Annotated in this window: 19 protein-coding genes; 15 read left to right on the top strand and 4 right to left on the bottom strand. The window is 62.0% G+C overall.

Translation table 11 applies throughout. The features are described 5' to 3' along the window. Positions 1-58 precede the first annotated feature (58 nt). The 10 genes from ACMGFE_RS15330 (at position 59) to ACMGFE_RS15285 (ending at position 8,283) form a co-directional block, all read left to right on the top strand. A complete protein-coding gene (locus tag ACMGFE_RS15330; protein WP_436926082.1) occupies positions 59-379 on the top strand; it encodes a hypothetical protein in 321 nt (106 codons plus the stop codon). A 115-nt stretch (positions 380-494) separates the two neighbouring features. Then, positions 495-911, top strand: coding sequence for a DUF302 domain-containing protein (locus tag ACMGFE_RS15325; protein ID WP_436926081.1), 417 nt, complete (start codon positions 495-497; stop codon positions 909-911). 5 nt (positions 912-916) lie between these two features. Then, on the top strand, positions 917-1,270 hold the full coding sequence (locus tag ACMGFE_RS15320) for an SHOCT domain-containing protein (RefSeq protein ID WP_436926080.1): 354 nt from the start codon (positions 917-919) through the stop codon (positions 1,268-1,270). Beyond that, positions 1,209-1,712 carry a thioredoxin family protein gene (locus ACMGFE_RS15315; protein WP_436926079.1) on the top strand — a complete coding sequence of 168 codons (504 nt, stop codon included), beginning with the start codon at positions 1,209-1,211 and terminating at the stop codon, positions 1,710-1,712. Before ACMGFE_RS15320 ends, ACMGFE_RS15315 begins: the two co-directional genes overlap by 62 nt. Positions 1,713-1,731: 19 nt before the next feature. Next, positions 1,732-2,487 (top strand): plastocyanin/azurin family copper-binding protein, encoded by a 756-nt coding sequence (locus ACMGFE_RS15310; RefSeq protein WP_436926078.1) that lies wholly within the window; start codon positions 1,732-1,734, stop codon positions 2,485-2,487. Positions 2,488-3,274: 787 nt separating this feature from the next. Beyond that, positions 3,275-4,972 (top strand): SulP family inorganic anion transporter, encoded by a 1,698-nt coding sequence (locus ACMGFE_RS15305; RefSeq protein ID WP_436926077.1) that lies wholly within the window; start codon positions 3,275-3,277, stop codon positions 4,970-4,972. A 274-nt stretch (positions 4,973-5,246) separates the two neighbouring features. Beyond that, a complete protein-coding gene (locus tag ACMGFE_RS15300) occupies positions 5,247-5,993 on the top strand; it encodes a hypothetical protein (RefSeq protein WP_436926076.1) in 747 nt (248 codons plus the stop codon). After that, entirely contained in the window at positions 5,990-6,379 is a 390-nt protein-coding gene (locus tag ACMGFE_RS15295) for a hypothetical protein (RefSeq protein ID WP_436926075.1), read from the top strand. The genes ACMGFE_RS15300 and ACMGFE_RS15295 overlap by 4 nt, the downstream gene beginning before the upstream one ends. Positions 6,380-6,591: 212 nt before the next feature. Then, the gene (locus ACMGFE_RS15290; protein WP_436926074.1) at positions 6,592-7,479 is read left to right on the top strand and encodes a CPBP family intramembrane glutamic endopeptidase; all 888 of its coding nucleotides are present in this window, start codon (positions 6,592-6,594) and stop codon (positions 7,477-7,479) included. A 120-nt stretch (positions 7,480-7,599) separates the two neighbouring features. Beyond that, complete coding sequence (locus ACMGFE_RS15285; protein ID WP_436926073.1) at positions 7,600-8,283, top strand: hypothetical protein; 684 nt, start codon at positions 7,600-7,602, stop codon at positions 8,281-8,283. 259 nt (positions 8,284-8,542) lie between these two features. Here ACMGFE_RS15285 and ACMGFE_RS15280 read toward each other — a convergent pair whose 3' ends face one another. Beyond that, on the bottom strand, positions 8,543-9,187 hold the full coding sequence (locus tag ACMGFE_RS15280) for a DUF389 domain-containing protein (protein ID WP_436926072.1): 645 nt from the start codon (positions 9,185-9,187) through the stop codon (positions 8,543-8,545). A 965-nt stretch (positions 9,188-10,152) separates the two neighbouring features. Beyond that, positions 10,153-10,800, bottom strand: a complete 648-nt coding sequence (locus ACMGFE_RS15275) for a hypothetical protein (RefSeq protein WP_436926071.1) — start codon at positions 10,798-10,800, stop codon at positions 10,153-10,155. 416 nt (positions 10,801-11,216) lie between these two features. Here ACMGFE_RS15275 and ACMGFE_RS15270 point away from each other — a divergent pair, with 416 nt between their 5' ends. Next, complete coding sequence (locus ACMGFE_RS15270) at positions 11,217-11,444, top strand: hypothetical protein (RefSeq protein WP_436926070.1); 228 nt, start codon at positions 11,217-11,219, stop codon at positions 11,442-11,444. Positions 11,445-11,657: 213 nt separating this feature from the next. Here the strand turns inward: ACMGFE_RS15270 and ACMGFE_RS15265 are convergent, their stop codons facing one another. Further along, positions 11,658-12,374: a hypothetical protein gene (locus tag ACMGFE_RS15265; RefSeq protein ID WP_436926069.1), complete on the bottom strand. Its 717-nt coding sequence runs from the start codon at positions 12,372-12,374 to the stop codon at positions 11,658-11,660. A 319-nt stretch (positions 12,375-12,693) separates the two neighbouring features. Here ACMGFE_RS15265 and ACMGFE_RS15260 point away from each other — a divergent pair, with 319 nt between their 5' ends. Then, positions 12,694-13,617 (top strand): hypothetical protein, encoded by a 924-nt coding sequence (locus ACMGFE_RS15260; RefSeq protein ID WP_436926068.1) that lies wholly within the window; start codon positions 12,694-12,696, stop codon positions 13,615-13,617. 92 nt (positions 13,618-13,709) lie between these two features. Here the strand turns inward: ACMGFE_RS15260 and ACMGFE_RS15255 are convergent, their stop codons facing one another. After that, entirely contained in the window at positions 13,710-14,243 is a 534-nt protein-coding gene (locus tag ACMGFE_RS15255; protein ID WP_436926067.1) for a hypothetical protein, read from the bottom strand. Between the two features lie 416 nt (positions 14,244-14,659). Here ACMGFE_RS15255 and ACMGFE_RS15250 point away from each other — a divergent pair, with 416 nt between their 5' ends. From ACMGFE_RS15250 to ACMGFE_RS15240, 3 genes are all read left to right on the top strand, one after another. Next, a complete protein-coding gene (locus ACMGFE_RS15250) occupies positions 14,660-15,100 on the top strand; it encodes a hypothetical protein (RefSeq protein WP_436926066.1) in 441 nt (146 codons plus the stop codon). A gap of 160 nt (positions 15,101-15,260) precedes the next feature. After that, positions 15,261-15,950 (top strand): SOS response-associated peptidase, encoded by a 690-nt coding sequence (locus ACMGFE_RS15245; RefSeq protein WP_436926065.1) that lies wholly within the window; start codon positions 15,261-15,263, stop codon positions 15,948-15,950. 522 nt (positions 15,951-16,472) lie between these two features. Continuing rightward, entirely contained in the window at positions 16,473-18,440 is a 1,968-nt protein-coding gene (locus ACMGFE_RS15240) for a hypothetical protein (RefSeq protein WP_436926064.1), read from the top strand. Positions 18,441-18,455: the final 15 nt, after the last annotated feature.

The raw sequence follows: 18,455 nt of genomic DNA, 5'->3' as shown, positions 1-18,455 counted from the left end.
ATTCACACCCACGCCGATAACTCCCGAGCAGTCCTACGAGTAACCGAGGAGAAAGACAATGACCACCTTCAAACTCGGCCGCTGGCTGCTCGTGGCGCTCGCCATCGTCGGACTCGCGTCCGCCACCCCCGTGGTCAGCGCACACGGCAACGACACGACCGCAGACGACGCGCCCACGGACAATGCCACCGCAGATGACTGGGCCGCCTGGATGGAAGCGCAGATGACCGAGCACATGGGCCCTGGTAGTGTCGAGTGGATGGAATCGCACATGGGTGTGACCGTCGACGAGATGGCCCAGGACGTGGCTGACGAGGAATACCACGACGGGGCTGACGACGACCACAGGGGCGGGATGTACGGGCAAGGCCACTGCTGACGGCCCTGACCGTTTCCATCGCTGCAACCGAGCACCGTGATTCACCAACGCAAGACAAGACACGACCTCCCGCTAGAACCCAACCCTTAACAACGTGGGGATAGTATTTCATATAATGGACTATACAATGCAAGTATCACTGACCGGCGAGTTCGACGACGTCGTCGACGCGACGATCGCTGCGCTCGAAGACGAAGGATTCGGCGTCCTCTGTGACATCGACATCCAGGCGACACTCGAAGAGAAACTCGGCGAAGAGTTCCGCCAGTACCGCATTCTCGGCGCATGCAATCCCCCACTGGCACACGAGGGACTGACCGAAGAGATCGAACTCGGGGCACTCCTCCCGTGTAACATCATCGTCTACGAAACCGACGACGGCGATATCGTCGTGAGTGCCGTCGATCCGCAGCAGCTGGTCGGTATCGCAGACAACGATGCGCTCGACTCCATCGCGACCGAGGTCACCGAACGATTCGAGCGCGTTCTCGCTGCCGTTACCGACGAACGAGCATCCGGGTCGGGGGCCTGATCGGGATGGCTTCGTCGAACCAGCTCGACACCGCGACCATCGTTCTCCTGATCCTGGCAGCGATCGTCTTGCTCCCGTTGCTCACGATGGGAGTGGGATTCGGCGGGATGATGGGATACGGCGGCATGATGGGTCAGTATGGCGGTACTGGTGGATGGTGGCCGTTCGTGGGGATGCTCGTCCCGCTCGTCTTCCTCCTCGTCCTCCTCGGCGGTGGCTACCTCGTCCTCCAGCGCATGAGCGAAACGCGGACGTCTCGAAACCCCGCGATGGAGGAACTCCGTACGGCATACGCTCGTGGCGACCTCACTGACGAAGAGTTCGAAGCCCGCCGCGACAGGCTCGAACGGTCGGAGTAACCCAGCGAGTACGAACCGAGGTGCGTCCTCCCGCGGCTACGGTGACCGCGTCTTCGAATCGAAGGGAGGGAGCTCTCTCAGCTTCCGATCCCAGATAGTAATGTGGTTAAGTCCCAATACCGTATTGTACTACGTGATCGAAGTCATCCTCTTCACCCAAGAGACGTGCGGAGCATGCGCGACACAGCGGGAGAAAAACGACGGCCTCGAGGACGAGTACCCGGCCGTCGAGTTTCGAGAGGTCGACATCCGGAACGACTTGGAGACGGCCGAGGAATACGGCGTCCGGAAGACGCCGACGACACTCGTCTCCGCGAACGGGGAACAGGCTGCCGAATTCGTCGGTATCGTCGATCGGGACGATCTCGAGGCAGCAATCGAAAGCGCTGACCGGCAATCGACCGGACTCGTGCGCCGACTCGCCAGCATCGTCCACGGATAACAGAAACCAACCAACACACATGACGGACTACAGTAGACGCCGGTTCCTGGGAGCGCTCGGTGCCGGCACAGTCGCGAGTGCGGGATTCACCCAACCAGTCGCCGCACAGGAGACGCCCGTCGTCGAGATGGGGAACAACTACTTCGACCCGATCGGGCTTCGGATCGAACCCGGCGCGACCGTCCGCTTCGAGCTTGCTGCCGGAACACACTCGGCGACGGCGTACGAGAACCGGATCCCATCCGGTGCCAGCGCGTTCGACAGTGGCGTCGTCTCGTCGGGGGGGTTCGAGCACACGTTCGAAGCACCGGGCACGTACGACTACTACTGCATCCCGCACAAGTCGGTCGGGATGGTCGGTCGCATCGTCGTCGGCAGTCCCGGCGGTCCAGCCGAAGAGAGTCCGATTCCGGACGGCGACGTACCAGATAGCGATGCGATCGTCGAACAGGGCGCGATAGCGTATGGATCCACCACCGGAGATGACGAGAACTCCGGTGATGGAATGATGGGGCCCGGGAGAGGTTCTGGGCCTGGAATGATGAACGGACGGAACGGTGGACGGGTTGGCGGACTGCCGTTCGTCGGCGGGGCACTCGGGGTGGTGGGTCTGGTCGGCGGACTGCTCTACTGGGCGCTCGGGCGAGATGACGCTCCGTCCCGGCGTGACGATTCCGCGATGGAAACCCTCCAGCGTCGATACGCACGAGGAGAGATCGACGAAGCGGAGTTCCGGAACCGCCGTAATCGATTACTGAAGAATCGAGAACGCTGAATTCGGGACTCCGGGGACGACTGCCGGACCGAAAGTGTCGGTCCGGGTGTGATCCCGGAAACGGGAAGAAATCGGATGCTGAACGCAGCGGATGGTTGCAGCGCAGTGAACGCGGACTGATCTGGTCTGGACAACTCCAGTAGCCGGTAGGTACGTCTGCAAGTGGCATGCCCCGTTCCGACGGATTCGCGTGATGTCCAGAACGAAAGGGAGGGACCTCGACGCACGACGAGCCGTTCCACTCCAGGGTCCGCCATCGTTTCTTCGCGCGAACCCCCGAGGATTATCCCCTCTTCTCGGCCGGTTCTTCTCGAGGGATCCCTTCGATATCACACGCTGGCTCCGAGATGAGCCGGAGTTTCCGTTTTGGCCTCGTCGAAGTGAGCGTGCCAGTTCGCCCAGTTGTCGTCGAGGAACGTCTGCCCCGATCGCTCATTCGGGGTCCGTATCCACCCGAATGGCCGGACTCGAATTGAGCGGTTCGTCCCTCGAACAGCCTGCTGACGATACCGGACGACTCCGAGAGGACGTCATCGAACGTTCGAAGAAACGTCCAGGACTCACAGTTCACTGGCACGACAATGCCCAAGTGATATCCGCGACGTGGTCGTACCCTACGAGAGACACTGTCCATCGGGTCGAACTGTGAGTGGACTCGCGGCGTGTTCAGCACAGCCGTCGGAACAGGTCACAGAACGAGGACATCGACGACGTCGAATACGTAAAGACGTTCGTTGCCTGTTCTGACGCGGGAGCGGAACGGAAACAGTAGCAAATATCGCAACGCATGGTCGATCTGGAGACGGGCGTCGTACAACGGTTACGCTCCCGAATCCCGCTTATCGAACTCGTCACAGGGTACCGGAGAGAGTACCTGACGGACGATCTCCTCGCCGGTGCCACTCTGTGGGCCATGCTCGTTCCGCAGGCGCTCGCCTACGCGTCGTTGGCCGGTGTCCCGCCGGTCGTCGGCCTGTACACTGCGCTCGGATCGATGGCCATGTACGCCGTGTTCGGACATTCGCGACAGTTGAACGTGGGCCCCGAGGGAACGGTCGCCCTCCTGGTGGCGGCGATCGTGTCGCCGCTCGCGGGCGGCGACCCCGGTCAGTATCTGGTCTTCACGTCGGCGTTGGCCATCTTCGTCGGACTCTTCTCGATACTGGGCGGGATTCTCGAACTCGGTTGGATCACTCGGTTCCTGTCCCGCCCGGTGCTCATCGGTTACATCTTCGGCTCGGCGATCATCATCGCAACCGGCCAGCTCGACAGACTCCTGGGGATCGATGCGCCCACGCTCGTCGCTACCGTCTGGGCGCTCGACGAACTCAACGTGTGGGCGCTCGCCGTCGGGACGCTCACCGTTCTCGTCGTCCTCCTCGCTCGACGCTTCGGGCCCCGTATCCCCGCGTATCTGATCGGGATGACGGTGGCGACCATCGTGGTGGCAGTCGGGGATCTCACGACCAGAGGGGTTGCCATCGTCGGCGACATTCGACCCGGTCTCCCCGCCCTCGGCGTTCCCACCCTCGCCGTAGCCGACCTCTGGTCGCTGCTGGGGCCGGCGCTCGCAGTCGCGCTGTTGATGTACGTCGACAGTCTGCTCACCGAGCAATCGCTGGCACAGAGAAACGAGTACGACGTCGACGCCGACCAAGAGTTCTTCGGCCTCGGCGCGGCCAACGTGGGCTCCGGCCTGGTGGGTGGATTCCCCGTGAACGGAAGCCAGTCCCGGAGCATCGTCAACGACGCGGCACGAGCCAAGACACAGCTCTCTAACCTCGTGGCACTCGGTCTCGTCGTCCTGACGCTTCTCTATCTGACGCCGCTGTTCAGAACCCTTCCGCGAGCGGCCCTCGCCGGCGTCCTTCTGGTAGCGGCGACGGAACTGGTCGACGTCACGGAGTTTCGCCGGGTCAGGAGAATCAACAGATTCGACTTCCGGCTGGCGCTGGTCACCGCCGCGCTGGTAGTCTTCGTCGGGGTCCTCGTCGGAATCCTCGTCGCCGTCGTCCTCTCCCTCTTCGATGCCGCGGTCAAGCCGTACCAGCCCAACACTGCGGAACTGATTCGAGTTCCGGGAACCGATCGGTTCCGTAGCGCCGAGTCGGTCCCCGATGGCGAGTCCGTTCCGGGACTGATCATCTATCGGTTCGACGCGCAGCTCTATTTCGCCAACGCCGAGGTCCTCACTGACGAGGTACTCGAACTGGTCGAATCGGCCGAGCCGCCGGCGCAGGAAGTCATGCTGAGCGCCGGGGCGATCATCGACATCGACTCGACGGCGCACCAGACGTTACACGATCTGGTCGACGAACTCCACGAACGCGGGATCCGCTTTACCGTAGCCCGCGGTAAACCGTTGTTCCTGGAGACGCTGGAGCGAAGCGGTCTCCGTGAAGAGATCGACGCATTTTACCTCGAAGTGGATACCGGGGTGACCGCGTTCCAACGGCGAAACGAGGACGAGGATCCGCCAGAGTGAAAGCACCGATCTCTGACACACCCTCGATCGTTCGAACGGATGCCACGGACCCGGAGTTTGCAGGAACTCGGACGTCGTCGTGTCGTCGCCGGGAAACGCCGGCACGTGTGCGAGCGCTGGCGTCGCGACGAAGGCGAGCGCGAGCACGACGACTGCAACCCGGGTGACGTCCATCTCCGACGCCGTACTACTGGTCGCCGGGGGCGTAGGTTCAGCGAGGACGGGTTCACGACTATGTCGTCAGCGCGACTACGTTGATCCAGGAGGAAATCGTATGACCAAAGTTCGGGAGGTTGACCGGCTCGCATCGGACAACTCGGCCGCGACGACGACGGAGCGGTGGCGGCGGCGAATCGGATGGGCGACGGGTGTCGCACTCCTCCTGGCAGCGTACTCGAAGCTCCTCCGCCCGCGGATGCTAAACTGGGGTGCGACGCAGGCAGAGACCGCGCAGCCGTTCCCTGGGGACGATCTGCTCCCAGACCCTGGTGCCGAGTCAACCATGGCGGTCGACATCGCTGCGCCGGCAGACGCCGTCTGGCCGTGGCTCGTCCAGCTCGGGCAGGAACAGGGCGGCTTCTACAGCTACGAGTGGGCCGAGAACCTCGTGGGGCTCGGCATCCACAACGCCGACGAGATTCGACCGGAGTGGCAAGATCTCGAGGTCGGCGACACGGTCCGGCTCGGCCGTGCCGATCGGTTCCCCGACGCGACACTCGAGGTAGCCGAGTTCGACCACGAGGAGTCGCTCGTACTGCGAACGCCCGACGATCCGACCTGGTGGGTCTGGTCGTTCGTGCTCGATCCCGTCGACGAGACGACGACGCGGCTGCTGGTGCGTTCGCGCATCCGCCTGCCCGAGAACCCGGTGGTCCGGGTCGCCTCCCTCACAGCTCTCGACCCGGTTTCGTCGCTGATGACCGACGGGATGCTCCGGGGGATACGGAGCCGGGCCGAACGACTCGCCCGGGCGGGCCGGACCGCGACGGGGAGCGATCGGATCCGGGAGTGGGGACGGTGATACTCAGACTCGCGGTCGCGGTCTTCCTCGCGCTACACGGGCTCGTCCACCTCTGGTACGTCGTCTTGAGCCAGGGGTGGGTCGAGGTGGAGGACGCGATGGGCTGGAACGGCCAGTCCTGGCTGCTCTCGGACCTGCTGGCCGAGGGGACGATTCTCTCGCTGGCGAGCGTCCTCTACGTCCTCGTCGCGGCAGGGTTCCTCGCGGGCGGTGTGGGGTACGGACTCGACCGAGACTGGGCGACACCAGTGCTGGTCGGCGCCGCCGTCCTCTCGACGGTCGTCCTCGTCGTGATGTGGGACGGCCGGTTCGACCTGCTGGTCGAGAAGGGCGTCGTCGGCGTGGCGATCAACGTCGCCGTCGTGGCCCTCCTCGTCTTCCGGTGAGTCGGTTGTGGCGACCGCGTCCGGTCTCTGTCCGCTGGCCCGTTCGGGAGATGGGTCTCGTCCGTACGGTTGCAGCCCACGGCCAGCGAGTAGAACCGCAGATGACGACGGACGTAGGTACTGTCCCTCGCAGCCTCGTAATCGTCCACAGCGATTCTTGCAAGCCGGAACGGCGCCCTATAGTATAACCTCCTGAGACGCCATTTTCCCGTATGGTCTCTGGAACAGGCAACTGGATTCGAAGCCACCGGGTGGCGTCGTTCTTCCTCTTCGCGTACGCCATCTCCTGGAGTTTGGACGCCGCCGTCCTGGTACTCGGGATGGAGCCCTCCTGGACGCGTTGGATCATCAGTGGCTTTCTCAGCACCCTCGGGCCGGCTATCGCCGCGGGGATCGTCCTCTCGATCAGCGGTGAAAGCCTTCGGGGCTGGCTCGGACGGGTCGTCCGCTGGCGCGTGCATCCGAAGTGGTACGCGGCGGCCATCGGTATCCCCGTGATCGTCGCGCTGGGTTCCGGTGCCGTCCTCCAGCTGGTCGGTGGCCCGGTCGACTTCGCGTCGTTCGCGTTCGACCCGATAACCCTCGGCATCGGGATTTTCCTCGGGACCACCATTGGCGGCGGTCAAGAGGAGCTGGGCTGGCGCGGCTTCGCCCAGCCAGAACTCCAGAAACAGTACGGTGGGCTGCGGGCCGCCGTGATCATCGGGGTACTGTGGGGCGGTTGGCACCTGCCCCTGTTCTTCGATCCGACGGCGGTCCACTCCCAGTGGCCGTTGCGTTCCCAGCTCGCCTACTTCGTCGGCATCGTTGCATTCTCGATCCTGCTCGCGTGGGTGTACAACGGCTCCGGCGGGAGTATCCTCCTGGCAATGCTCATGCACGGGACGGAGAACGCTGCGGGAGGACTCGTCCCACTGGATCTGGAGCGAGCGATCGTCGAAGGCGTCCCGGACTGGGTAGCCCTCGCTCCAATGAACGTCTCCCATGCCGTGCTCATGTGGCTACTCGCCCTCGTGGTCATCAGCGCCACCGGGGCGGGATTGCTTGCTCGGCGTGAGATGAGAGAGCGTCGTCGCTCGTCAGATACACGAGGCGACTGAAGTTCCCCGACGGCGGGGAGAGAACGCCTCGATTCGGTCATCACGGTCGCTCGTCCCTCTCGTGGCTCGGGATCATACCTCTTGACCCTCCGCGTGCAATCGACGACCGGGGAAGTCCGAATGATAGAACAGTCGAGACTTAGTGGCACGACGGAATCGACAACTGCATCGGTCAGTCGGTCCGGACGTACCTGGATAGCCGTCCTCTCCCTGGGCGCGATGCTGGCCGTGTATCACGCCCTTGTTCGGCCCTGGCACAGAACGTGGGGGGCCACTGACGGGGAAGTGAATCGACAGCTTCCAGGTGACGATGTCGTCCCCGAACCGAGTGACGAAACCACGCGGGCGGTCACGGTTTCGGCGCCGAGTACCGATGTCTGGCCGTGGGTCGTTCAACTCGGGCAGGGACGCGGCGGCTTCTACAGCTACACCTGGCTCGAGAACCTGGTCGGTGCAGACATCCACAACGCCGATCGAATCGTCCCGGAGTTCCAGGAGTTGGAGGAAGGGGATTCGATCCGAATGGTCCGCGAAGATTACTGGTTCCAGAGCCCGGCCACCTCGATGACCGTCGAACACGTCGATCCTGGCCGAACGCTCGTTCTCCGGGGACACGACGGCGGGACGTGGACGTTCCATCTCGATCCGAAAGGCGAAGAGACGACGCGCTTCATCGTCCGCGGACGGAAACCCAGGAACCGAACAGCCGCCGGGTACGTCGTGCGATATCTCGCGTACGAACTGCCGCATTTCGTCATGGAACGCGGAATGATGCTCGGGATAAAGACTCGTGCCGAACAGTGAGTTCGAGATATCCGGGGAGGGCTGGAGCGACTGTCCGGGAGTGAATCCGCGAGTGAGTGGATCTGGGGAAGCCGACCTTGTTGAAACCCTCACGCGGTGATGGGTTTCAGTAGCCGTGCTGAATACACAGCGCGTATTTCGCAAGATACGGCCCAAAGCTCGGTACTGGAATCCTTCAGTACAGGGGATGAATTAGGATAGAAGCACGTTCGATTTGGCATGGATGAGCGAAACAGGCGATAGGTACGTTGCATGCCTATTAGGCTGTGTGTGCTTCACTATCGCCACGAGTGTGGAGCCAGAGTGTTAGCGTCCCAGTTATCACGACCATGCCTGCATTTACGACGAGTAAGAGTAGGCCGCCACTGGCTCTCGCAGGCGCTCGTGACAGTAATGTTATTCCCCCAGCAGCTGCGGCCGGGACGAGTGCGAGGGCAGCGACGACGCCGACCAGAGTGTCTGTCCGATCTTCGTCGGTCGCTATCCCCGCCGCGATACCCGCCGCGGCAGCGGCAAGAACGCTGTACCAGCCGGCCGTAATGCGTTCCTCGAGTAGCGGTTTCTCGATGAGGTTCTCCGCAGGTGGGAGAACTCCTGTCATGTTCAGTATCACCGTCGTTACCATCGCCCCAGCAGTCGCAGCGAAAAGACCGCCGAACGCGACCCACGCCCCGAATCCGGCTCGCTTCAACCGGTTGGCAGCAATGCCAGCGGAAACGAGTTCCAATGGCGTCAATGCCGGGGCAATGACCATCGCGCCGATGAGGATTGGAACCGAGTTAGTTAGGAGAGCCACGCCAGCAAGCACACCGGACATCGTCATCAAAACAAGATATGACGTATCAAGCCCGACCTGTTCGTAGAGGTTCTCGCACTTTTCGCTAAGTGAGACCTGGGGACACACATCGAAGAAACAGGGGCGTGTCAGTTGAATCAATTGCGACTATGCGAGAGTGTCTATCGATGGTGGACTCGACGCAACGCGTCAGCAGTTGCCGTCCCCGAGATACGGATATACTTCTGCGCGGTTGCCAGATCACTCTAGCCCATCAGTGCCTGTAGCGGTACGGGGGCGACACCTTTGTAAGCGTGATAACCGGCCGCTGTGGCTCCAGACAGTGTGGATAGACGTGACCCGAGAGGCCGGCTTCATTTGCTGCAGCTTGCACTCTTCTGTTGACCGTTGACCGTGAGCGGGGGGCCCCATCGTACCGAGCAGCGAAGCGTTCAAAACACAGCTCCAGACGGAGCGAGAGATCGAACGGGATGAGCCGAGCGGACGCGACGGTCTTTGGATGCCACCGAGACACGATGGCGTCCGATAGAGACAGGTCTTCGTTGTGTTCAGCTTCCTGTCTGGCCTGCTGTTGGCAGTATCCGCACTGGCAGGGTTCATGCTGTGGAATTCGAATCGTGCGGTTCCGAGAGCGCCGAGCAGGCCTCTAATAGAAGTTCGAACTGCCGATCTGTGAGAACATCTTCGTGAGTGTGTCGCGTAGTTAGTGCTCTGCGGTGCCGATCCGCCCACTCGGTTCCTGGTTGGCCGTGATGAGACACCTGAACCCATCCTCATGGCGTAAATATGGGAGTATCGTCCGGACGCGCTGCATACAGCCTCTGTCTGCAGCATGGGACGACTTGCAGATATCCGTGAGATCGTCGGAGTATGTCTGCATACACAGCGCGTATCGGCCACGACAACACAGTAGGGCTTCGGCCGTCGGATCCGTCGATACAGTTGCTACGTTTTCGACACAGCCCGTTTCCAACAACGTACGGAACGATTCTACGCCAACCATTTCTATCCATGGAGAAGGCCTCTGTGGACCATGGACGGTTCAGCCCCGACAAAGCGGACCGGGAACCCGATTACGCAGCCGAATCAGGCACGCTCGCGTCGGTAGCCGATGGTTCGGCCCTCCCCGTCCGCAGCAGGTGGCCCAGTGCCAAATTCGTCACCGTCAGGACTGTGACGACGCCGATGACTTTCGTGAGGTAGGGAAGGACGTCAGCGATCCCCGTGCCGACGTTGAAGAGGAACGTACAGACGAGCAACAGGAAGAGCGCTCCTATCGTCGTCGCGTACGTCCCGAATCGGAGCGTCACGATGCCGAACGAACCGAATCCGAAGACGATGCCGATGAAGATACCCGGGAGGAACAGCGGGACGTAGGAATCGAGCCCGCCACCGAGGAGATCGGTGAACAGGCTAAACGAGATTATCGCCATGGCCACCATCGCGACGAACCCGACGATGGAGGCTATCCCACCGATCCTGGTGAGCCACCGGCTTCGTTCGGACAGACTCGGATAGAACCCGAGCAACCCGAGGAATCCAACCGCCCATGAGCCCCCGATCAACGCCTGCCCAAGGTCCATGAATTGGTCCTCCGTCCCTGCCGAGAAGTTGAACAGCAGGATCGCGAGGTTGGCAGCCATGAGTACTCCCGCGATGGTGAACGCCAGTGCTCGCCGCGCTTCCAGCGATTTCAGAACCTGCGTGATAGTTTCTGACATGCAAGTGGTAGTCAAGACGGGTTGTCTTAATGATTATTTAATAACTATTATACGTTGTGGGTTCTCACCCTGGGATCCGAGTGGTTCGAGCGGGTAGCCTGGCGGAGCGGGGCGATGCGAGTGGAGAAACGATTTATCTGTACGGATGAGCCGACCAATGGGGCGAAAATAACAGCGGACCTGCCCGTACTGACACAGGTGGTGAATTGCCGCTGCATACAGCCTCTGTCTGCAGCATGGGACGACTGGCAGATATCCGTGAGGTCGTCGGAGTATGTCTGCATACACAGCGCGATTTCAAAGATCAAGCCAAGATCGAAGGTAGCGGCCTGGACGGCGTCAATCAGCCCTCTGGACCTCCTAGTTACTGGACTACCACGGCAAGAAATAAGGTGAGATAATATACAAGTTGGATCATGGCAACACTCGACAAGGCAGTCAGAATATGGCGACAAGTGAAGCGAGTTCTCTCCCTCGGTTTGTTTGGTGCGGGCGTCTACCTTCTGTGGTTGCTGTACACCGGTGACCTCCAGGGGCCCGTTATGATGTTTTTCGGGGTACTGTTGACCGGCGGGGGATTTGTCGGGAGTCTGTTCCCATCGAAGGTAAAATTCTTCGAAGGAGACGGGGACGACGCATATTAGCGGAACCGAGGACACCCCATCTGAGCCAATCAACCGCCGATCTAACAGCCAGAGTGAATATCGTCGCACGCTGGACCCATCCTCTGTATTCAGCGCCCCGTTCCTTTCGGATCACGGACATTCGCCGTCCTCGTATGAAATAGCGAGGCTTCGCTCCAGATTGTGAACGACGCACTTGATGACGAGTTCGCGGAACTGCTTCCACCAGACGATCTAGAGAGCCGTATGTGCCTCGGCTCGCTGTTTGATCCCGAGTAGCATCTTGCGGGTCATCAGGAACGCGGCCGGTTCGATAACGGCGAGGGTAATCAGCCACCGGAGAGACCAGTCGATGGATCCGCGATTCCGCGTCAGGAGGCGTGTTCGACCCCTCTCGAGCGGTTCGAGGACGAAAACCCACGTCAACGTTCCCTCTGGAAGGCTCTCCGGAACGGTGACGAGCGCTCGTTCGGGTTCGACGGCTCTGACCAGGAGACCCTCGCCCTCGTCTCCAAGCGGGATCGTGTCACCCGATTCGAGGGTCTGGTACTCGGGAAGGGTTTCGTTCGCACTCGGCTCATCCAGAATTCCGAACAGGATATCGAGCCAATCGTAGCTGTACAACCCACCTCTACCGGCACCCATCTGAACTATCCACGGCCAGACCTCCTCCGGCGGCGCGTCGATCGTAATCGCGCGTGTCGCCTCGTAGTTCGGGTCCGGAACGAGGGTATCGCCAGGCAACGGCCGTGTGATTTCTGCGTCGGTGGCGCCCCAGTTGTTGAGCCAGGGGCGGATTGCGGCGTACCCGCAGACGAAGACGAGCCCCCCCACGGCCAGGCGCCGTATACTGCTCTGTCGTCGCTCGTCGGATGACCGCTGAAGATTCGATGTCCCCATGAGTTTTCCCCGGCTGAAACTATCGATCGCAAACCGGATAAACCAGTCCACGATTCTCGACCCTACCGGCCCCTCCGAGCCCGGGGACCCATCGACCGAACACAACGATCCAGTTCGCACGCCCCGGAACGGTCCGACTGGCGCGATTGGAGGGTCGTGCTCGAGGGAGACCGGCGGCAACGACGAGGGACCCTCCACGTCGCGTGAGACCTGTCCGTTCGACCGAGGGGCCCGCCAACCGAACAACCTACGTTTGCTCATCGATAGTCGAACCCCGAAGACGGCTCTCTACCGGGAGGCGCTAGTGGCCAGCGAGGGACCGATGCCGACGTGGAGAACTAAGAGTGTCCGAACCGGGCTTCCAAGTCAGATGGCGAACATCCACGAACTCGTCGACGTCGGGACCATCCAGGTCAGTGCACTCCTCCTGCGCGATGCGAAGTTCTTCGCTCGGTCACTCGACTCACGACCGCTCATCGAGGTGGCGAGTGAATCGGAGGCCAGTGTCGACGATCTCGGTAATGCTGGTGAGCGAACTGTAACCGTCAACACACCGGTCGGGGCGTTCGTGGCAGCCTACATGCCCTGGCAATGGCGTGGCCCGGACTATCCGACGCTCATCTATCACCACGGGAGTGGCGAGCGACCGTTCGAATTCGGGCGGTTCAGTTCGAACTCGTTTCGGCGGTTGTTCGTCGCAACTGACGACGTGATCCCGGCCAACGTCGTCGCCGTCAGGGCACCGTTCCACGACGGGTCGAACATGGATTACGCTCGGGCAATGGGCGAACTCGAGAACTTCGTCGGGATGCTCGCCGCCTCGGCCGCCCTCATCGACGCGCTCGCGACACAGGCGAGCGACCGAACCAGTAGCCCGGTCCTCGCATCGGGTATCAGCCTCGGTGGCTGGGCTGTCAACCTCCACCGGGCCTGCTTCGACACCGTCCATCGGTACGTCCCGATCTTCGCTGGGGCCGCACTGGGCGAGATGTTCGTTTCGTCCGTCTATCGGAAGATGACCGCCGGACCAGCCCAGAGACGTCCGGATCACCTCCGTGAGGTGCTCGACTTCGAGGAGGAGTTCAGGGACGTCGAGGCGGCCAACTGTGTCCCGCTTCTCGCCCGGTACGACCGCATCATCGAGTACGACCGACAACGCCCGGCCTACGCGGGGATGTCACTGTCCGTACTGGAGAAAGGCCACGTCACTGGGTCGCTTGCGACCGATCGGCTCCGCGAGCACGTCCTCCGTGTCCTCTCGGCGTGTGACATCGACCGGATCGGTCGAGGATAGGTATCGACCAGTCGGTAGCGACCTGAGTGCATCGTATCTATCCCTGGCTCGGAGCGAGGAGTGGCCAGCGAGACGAGAGCCAGGAGCCGCTATCAAAACCAATCGGATGTCAATGTCCTAACCCCGCCAATTACCAGTCTATCGAGGGAATGAGCTGCGACGCTGTAGGAGAGAAAGAACACGACCATCACGAACAACTCGACGAGGTCAAACGCGACGACGTCGACGGTGGCGACGACAGGGATCAGCGATAGCAGGGCCTCGACTGCACGGTCGAACGTTATCACGGCGACGACAGTGCCAGCGATTACTGCGAGGAGATATCCTACCGTTCGGAGCGACGACGGAGTGACGCGCGACCACACGCGTAGTTCGGCGGCGTACGTGCCGACGCCGAGCGCCGCAAGTTGACGCCGTGTTTGGTCGATCGCGGTTACCACCAATACGAACCAGAGTGCGATCGCGAGCCCGAATCGGACGAACGACGGTGACAGATCGAGGACCGTGTCGCTGAACACCGTGACGATGGCCGGCGTCACGCGGCCGATAACGACGTAAAACAGTACGTAGCCAAGAACCGACTCAATAGGCCCGTACGCCGGGAACTGGCGGTTCGTTTCGGCCATTCGACGAGACCCACTTGTGGTGGATGCACTCATACGTGAATAGACGGCGGCCGATATCTTGAAGTGCAACGACACCCCTGGACAGCGAGGATGGACACTTCCTTGGTATCCGAAACCGCTGGTATATGGAACCCTGCAAACCCATATCTCGTACGATCATGGCACTGAGAACGAGGAAAATCACAATGGCTGGGGATGCGTACCGCACGAAATGGTCCCAAGCGATTCTGATGCTCCTTCACCCCGCGCCGGCGGGCACCCGACAGATTGGCTCGAGTGTAGAGGCGTAGAAACTTGCCGGCGTCGCACTCCTCCAGGTCGTCTTGCTCTGGGATGTCGGCGCAGTGTTCCCGACCGACGCGCTGGTTCCGGGGAGTCCGGCCCTGAGTGATTTTCCCTTCGCTGACCCCGCGGTGATGGCGCTGAACCGCCTACTTGTCGTCGTCATCTGGGCGCTCGCTGTCAGAATCGTCGCCTCCTGGAGTCGGGAGCGGGACCTCCTCGGACAGTTGCTCACGTGGGAGTATACCGGCGCCGTCTTCGTTGGAATCCCTGCTGCCGTCGTCCTCCATGCTGCCGATAATCTCGTGATGTGGACAATTGGATCGGAAGACCTCGCCCTGCGGACATTCGGCGAGCACGCAATCTTTGCGTCCACGTACGGTTCGCCAGACGCAGCGGCCGTATTCCTCATGCAACTCCTCTACTACCTGTGTGAGGCGCTGGTCGTCGGTTTCATGATCGCGCTGTGTCAGCAGGCCGGCGAGCAGCAGTTCGGCGTGCCCTCGATGCCATGGGGCGGGATCGGTATCGCTCTCTCCTGGGGGCGTTACACATGCTGTTGGGCCCCACGATAGAGACGGTGATTCTATCGCTCGGTATGGGCTTCCTGAACCTCATCGGGAAGAAACATGTCGTGCCCGTTTCACCGGGTCGACTCCGCGTAGGTTTTCTCGACACGAGGGTCGGCCACCAGCGGGTCGGGAGTTCAAGCCCACGGAGCGCGTAAGCGAACCCATGTGTGGTCGGACATCGCTGTTCGTTCCGCAGGACGACCTCGTAGATCGGTTCGAAGCGACGGTCGTCGCCGACGGCGGGTACACGCCGCGGTACAACATCGCGCCGGGCGACCCGCTCGAAGTCATCACGAACGAGTCGACCGACGCGATCGAACAGTACCACTGGGGACTCATCCCCGAGTGGGCGGACGAGCCAGAGGAGGGCTTCATCAACGCGCGCTCCGAGACGGCGGCCGAAAAACGCGCCTTCGAGGACGCCTGGGAATCGCGGCCGTGTCTCGTGCTCTCGTCGGGCTTCTACGAGTGGCAACAACGAAACGGTGGGCCGAAGCAACCGTACCGCATCTATCGCGAGGACGATCCTGCTTTCGCAATCGCCGGGCTGTGGGAGACCTGGACAGGTGACGACGAGGACGTCGCCTGTGTGACGATCCTGACGACCGAGCCGAACGACCTGATGGCGCCCATCCACGACCGAATGCCGGTCGTGCTGCCGGCCGACGCCGAAGACCAGTGGTTGACTGCGGGTCCGGACGAACGGGCCGCGCTCTGTCGGCCGTATCCTGCCGCAGACTTGGACGCCTACGAGATTTCGACGCAGGTGAACAACCCGGGCAACGACGAGGCGACCGTGATCGAACCGCTCGGCCACGATCAGTCGGGACTGGGGGAGTTCGGGCCATCGTAATCTCGCTGCTGTTCGTCTGGTACTTCGCCACTAGAAAGAGATGGACAACCGCACTCGAAATTCAGTGCTATCGGACCAATACTCGAATCGCCCACTCAGCCCACTGTTCTCATTCGAATCGAGTCGCGATGCGCCTCTAAATCGGGGGCTGGAGTCCCCGTGGAGTCGGCGTGAAGAGAGTGGCCGAAACCCATCCCGGTGAATACAGCGGGCAACAGGCGACGCGATAGCGCACTGACTGAGGATTCCGACACGGCCACGTGCGGCTACGTGAGCGGTATTCGATACGCATGTGGATAGCCGTCGGAACGAGCGAAGTCTCCCGGTCTCGAACCGAAACCTCCGCCCCGATCTCACTCGACAGCTACAGTGTGATATATATTTTAATTGAATCATAGGGAATGACTATACGGAGAGGTAATGGTAGATCGTGACATAGTGTACACTGAATGGCCAATGTCGTTAGACAATCTGTCCCTTCCGGTTGATATCCCGTGGGAACGAGAGTGCGTGAGTGGACGAATGATAGATCGGGCGGTATGTGATCGGGAGTTCCCCTATCGGTGGCGGTCGTCGGTTGCGGTGTTCTCCTACGAACCGCCGGCGGAGTACCAGGAGTACGACGGACAGATCGTCTCGTACCTGAAGGTGATCGGGACGGTCACCGGCTACCAGCCTGATCCCGAAGAGGTCGGACTGTCGGAGCGCCGGGTAGATTCCTACTGGAACGACCCGGGGTTGATCGAGAACTACAAGGACATCGTGAGCGACTATTACGGCTGTTTCGGGGCGATCCTGGAAGTCGCAGTCGCCCCGCCGGCGGGTTACGACGGGTGCGACGACGAACCCGGTGACGGCGGGGACACCGACGGCGGTGACGGCAACGGCGACGGCGGCAACGGGGGTTCCGACGACGGTGACGGCGGCGTGATCGTCGAGGCCCACCAGGAGGGAGAGCAGGAGGAACTCGGGCAGGAAGCGCAGGCGGAGGAAGCGGTTCCTGTCTCGGCGTACCCGTACTTCGTCGACTTCGAACCGAAGAAGCGGGAAGTGTACGAGACCGTGACGGAGACGGGCGAACAGATGTCGCGATCGCTGGAGAACGTCAACGTCCGCAAGGGGACGACCACCACGGACACCCACGAGGTGCTCGACGTGTTCGGCGGGTTCAACGTCGGCGTGGAGACGCAGCAGGGCGGCGGCGAACTCGGCGTCCAGGGACAGTGGGGAACTCGCGACATCGACAAGGAAGAGCGGACGGACGTCCGGACGACCGACCGGGCGCGGGAGCTGCGCGAGAGTTACTCGCACACCACCCAACTCACGCAGATGTACCACCAGCTCACGAGTTACCACCTCGGAACGAACCGAGCCGTGTTCTACATGCTTCCCCGGCCACACGTCGTCCAGGCCGAGGAGACGTTCGTCAACGGGCCGCGGCTGCTCGAGGGGATTCAGGAGTTCATGCTGGTCGTCATGCGCCCCGACGACATGTGTCCGCCGGGCGTCGAGGCGTACCTGGAGACCGCTCACATCGCCAGCGAACCCAACTTCGAGCACGAGACGGACACGGCATCGCTCACGCTCCACGTGGAGGCACCGTGCGTCGACACCGGCGGCGGGTTCGGCGACGACTCGAACACGACCGAGGCCGAGACGTCCGAGACCTACCGGCCGCCCGCGGGGTGGGAAGTAGACGTCGGTCGAAACGGCGGTGCGGAGATAACCTCGAAGAGCGGCGAGCGCGTCCGCGAAACCGGATTCACGGCGATCGAGAGAGACCACGTCACCATCCACGGCAAGGTCGACACGCGATTCGAGGACCGGGGCTGGGGACAGGACAACGCATGTCACGAGGGGTGGCTAGACCTGCAGGCGACGGTCTACATTCGCAAGACGGAGCCGACGGTGTCCGACTACGACCAGAACCTCTGGTTGACCGGACGGGGCGTCTGTTGTGGGTGCGAGCGGCCGTCTCGCTCTATCGACCTCTCAGATGCGGTCACCTTGGAGGTGACGCTCGACGATACCGTGGCTGCGCCCGTCGGGAGCGACGCGCAGATGTCCGTGCGAGAGGCCAACAGGCTCCGGGCGGACATCGGCCGAACGCTCGTGCGGGGGGTCAACCACGTGGACCGTTACCCGTACGGGAGCCGCAGTTTCGCCGAGACGGAGTTCCTGTCCCGCACAGTGTCCAAACTGGTGTGGCAGAGCGACCACCCCGACAACGAGGACGTGACCGAGATCGAAGGGCTCGCGCCCGAGGTCCGGGAAGCGGTGGCGGCGCACGCGCCAGGCGTCTCGCGCGGCCGCCTGCTCCGCGCGCCGATGGCCGAACTCGCGGACCGCTTCGAACTGGATCACGATCAGGCGAGACAGCTCCGCCGCGCGGCCCTCGGTCTCGAAGGGCCGCTCCCGCCGCGGCGTGACAGGTGGGACCCGCCGTCCCGACGGAACGGGACCGACGAGGGCGACGTGGACATCGAGTGAGTCCGTCGACCGAAT

Origin of the sequence: Halosimplex amylolyticum, from assembly GCF_051414035.1 — an archaeon.
In the GTDB taxonomy this organism is placed as follows: Archaea; Halobacteriota; Halobacteria; order Halobacteriales; family Haloarculaceae; genus Halosimplex; species Halosimplex amylolyticum.
Note: the sequence above shows the minus strand (reverse complement) of the source record. Positions and strands in the feature narration are given on the sequence as shown.

Excerpts from the sequence above, each read along its gene's own strand:
- ACMGFE_RS15320 (WP_436926080.1), top strand. The coding sequence starts at position 917 with ATGGCTTCGTCGAACCAGCTCGACACCGCGACCATCGTTCTCCTGATC.
- ACMGFE_RS15260 (WP_436926068.1), top strand. The coding sequence starts at position 12,694 with ATGGCGAACATCCACGAACTCGTCGACGTCGGGACCATCCAGGTCAGT.
- ACMGFE_RS15310 (WP_436926078.1), top strand. The coding sequence starts at position 1,732 with ATGACGGACTACAGTAGACGCCGGTTCCTGGGAGCGCTCGGTGCCGGC.
- ACMGFE_RS15255 (WP_436926067.1), bottom strand. The coding sequence starts at position 14,243 with ATGGCCGAAACGAACCGCCAGTTCCCGGCGTACGGGCCTATTGAGTCG.
- ACMGFE_RS15245 (WP_436926065.1), top strand. The coding sequence starts at position 15,261 with ATGTGTGGTCGGACATCGCTGTTCGTTCCGCAGGACGACCTCGTAGAT.
- ACMGFE_RS15250 (WP_436926066.1), top strand. The coding sequence starts at position 14,660 with ATGGCGCTGAACCGCCTACTTGTCGTCGTCATCTGGGCGCTCGCTGTC.
- ACMGFE_RS15305 (WP_436926077.1), top strand. The coding sequence starts at position 3,275 with ATGGTCGATCTGGAGACGGGCGTCGTACAACGGTTACGCTCCCGAATC.
- ACMGFE_RS15290 (WP_436926074.1), top strand. The coding sequence starts at position 6,592 with ATGGTCTCTGGAACAGGCAACTGGATTCGAAGCCACCGGGTGGCGTCG.
- ACMGFE_RS15330 (WP_436926082.1), top strand. The coding sequence starts at position 59 with ATGACCACCTTCAAACTCGGCCGCTGGCTGCTCGTGGCGCTCGCCATC.
- ACMGFE_RS15240 (WP_436926064.1), top strand. The coding sequence starts at position 16,473 with ATGATAGATCGGGCGGTATGTGATCGGGAGTTCCCCTATCGGTGGCGG.
- ACMGFE_RS15300 (WP_436926076.1), top strand. The coding sequence starts at position 5,247 with ATGACCAAAGTTCGGGAGGTTGACCGGCTCGCATCGGACAACTCGGCC.
- ACMGFE_RS15270 (WP_436926070.1), top strand. The coding sequence starts at position 11,217 with ATGGCAACACTCGACAAGGCAGTCAGAATATGGCGACAAGTGAAGCGA.
- ACMGFE_RS15275 (WP_436926071.1), bottom strand. The coding sequence starts at position 10,800 with ATGTCAGAAACTATCACGCAGGTTCTGAAATCGCTGGAAGCGCGGCGA.
- ACMGFE_RS15285 (WP_436926073.1), top strand. The coding sequence starts at position 7,600 with ATGATAGAACAGTCGAGACTTAGTGGCACGACGGAATCGACAACTGCA.
- ACMGFE_RS15325 (WP_436926081.1), top strand. The coding sequence starts at position 495 with ATGGACTATACAATGCAAGTATCACTGACCGGCGAGTTCGACGACGTC.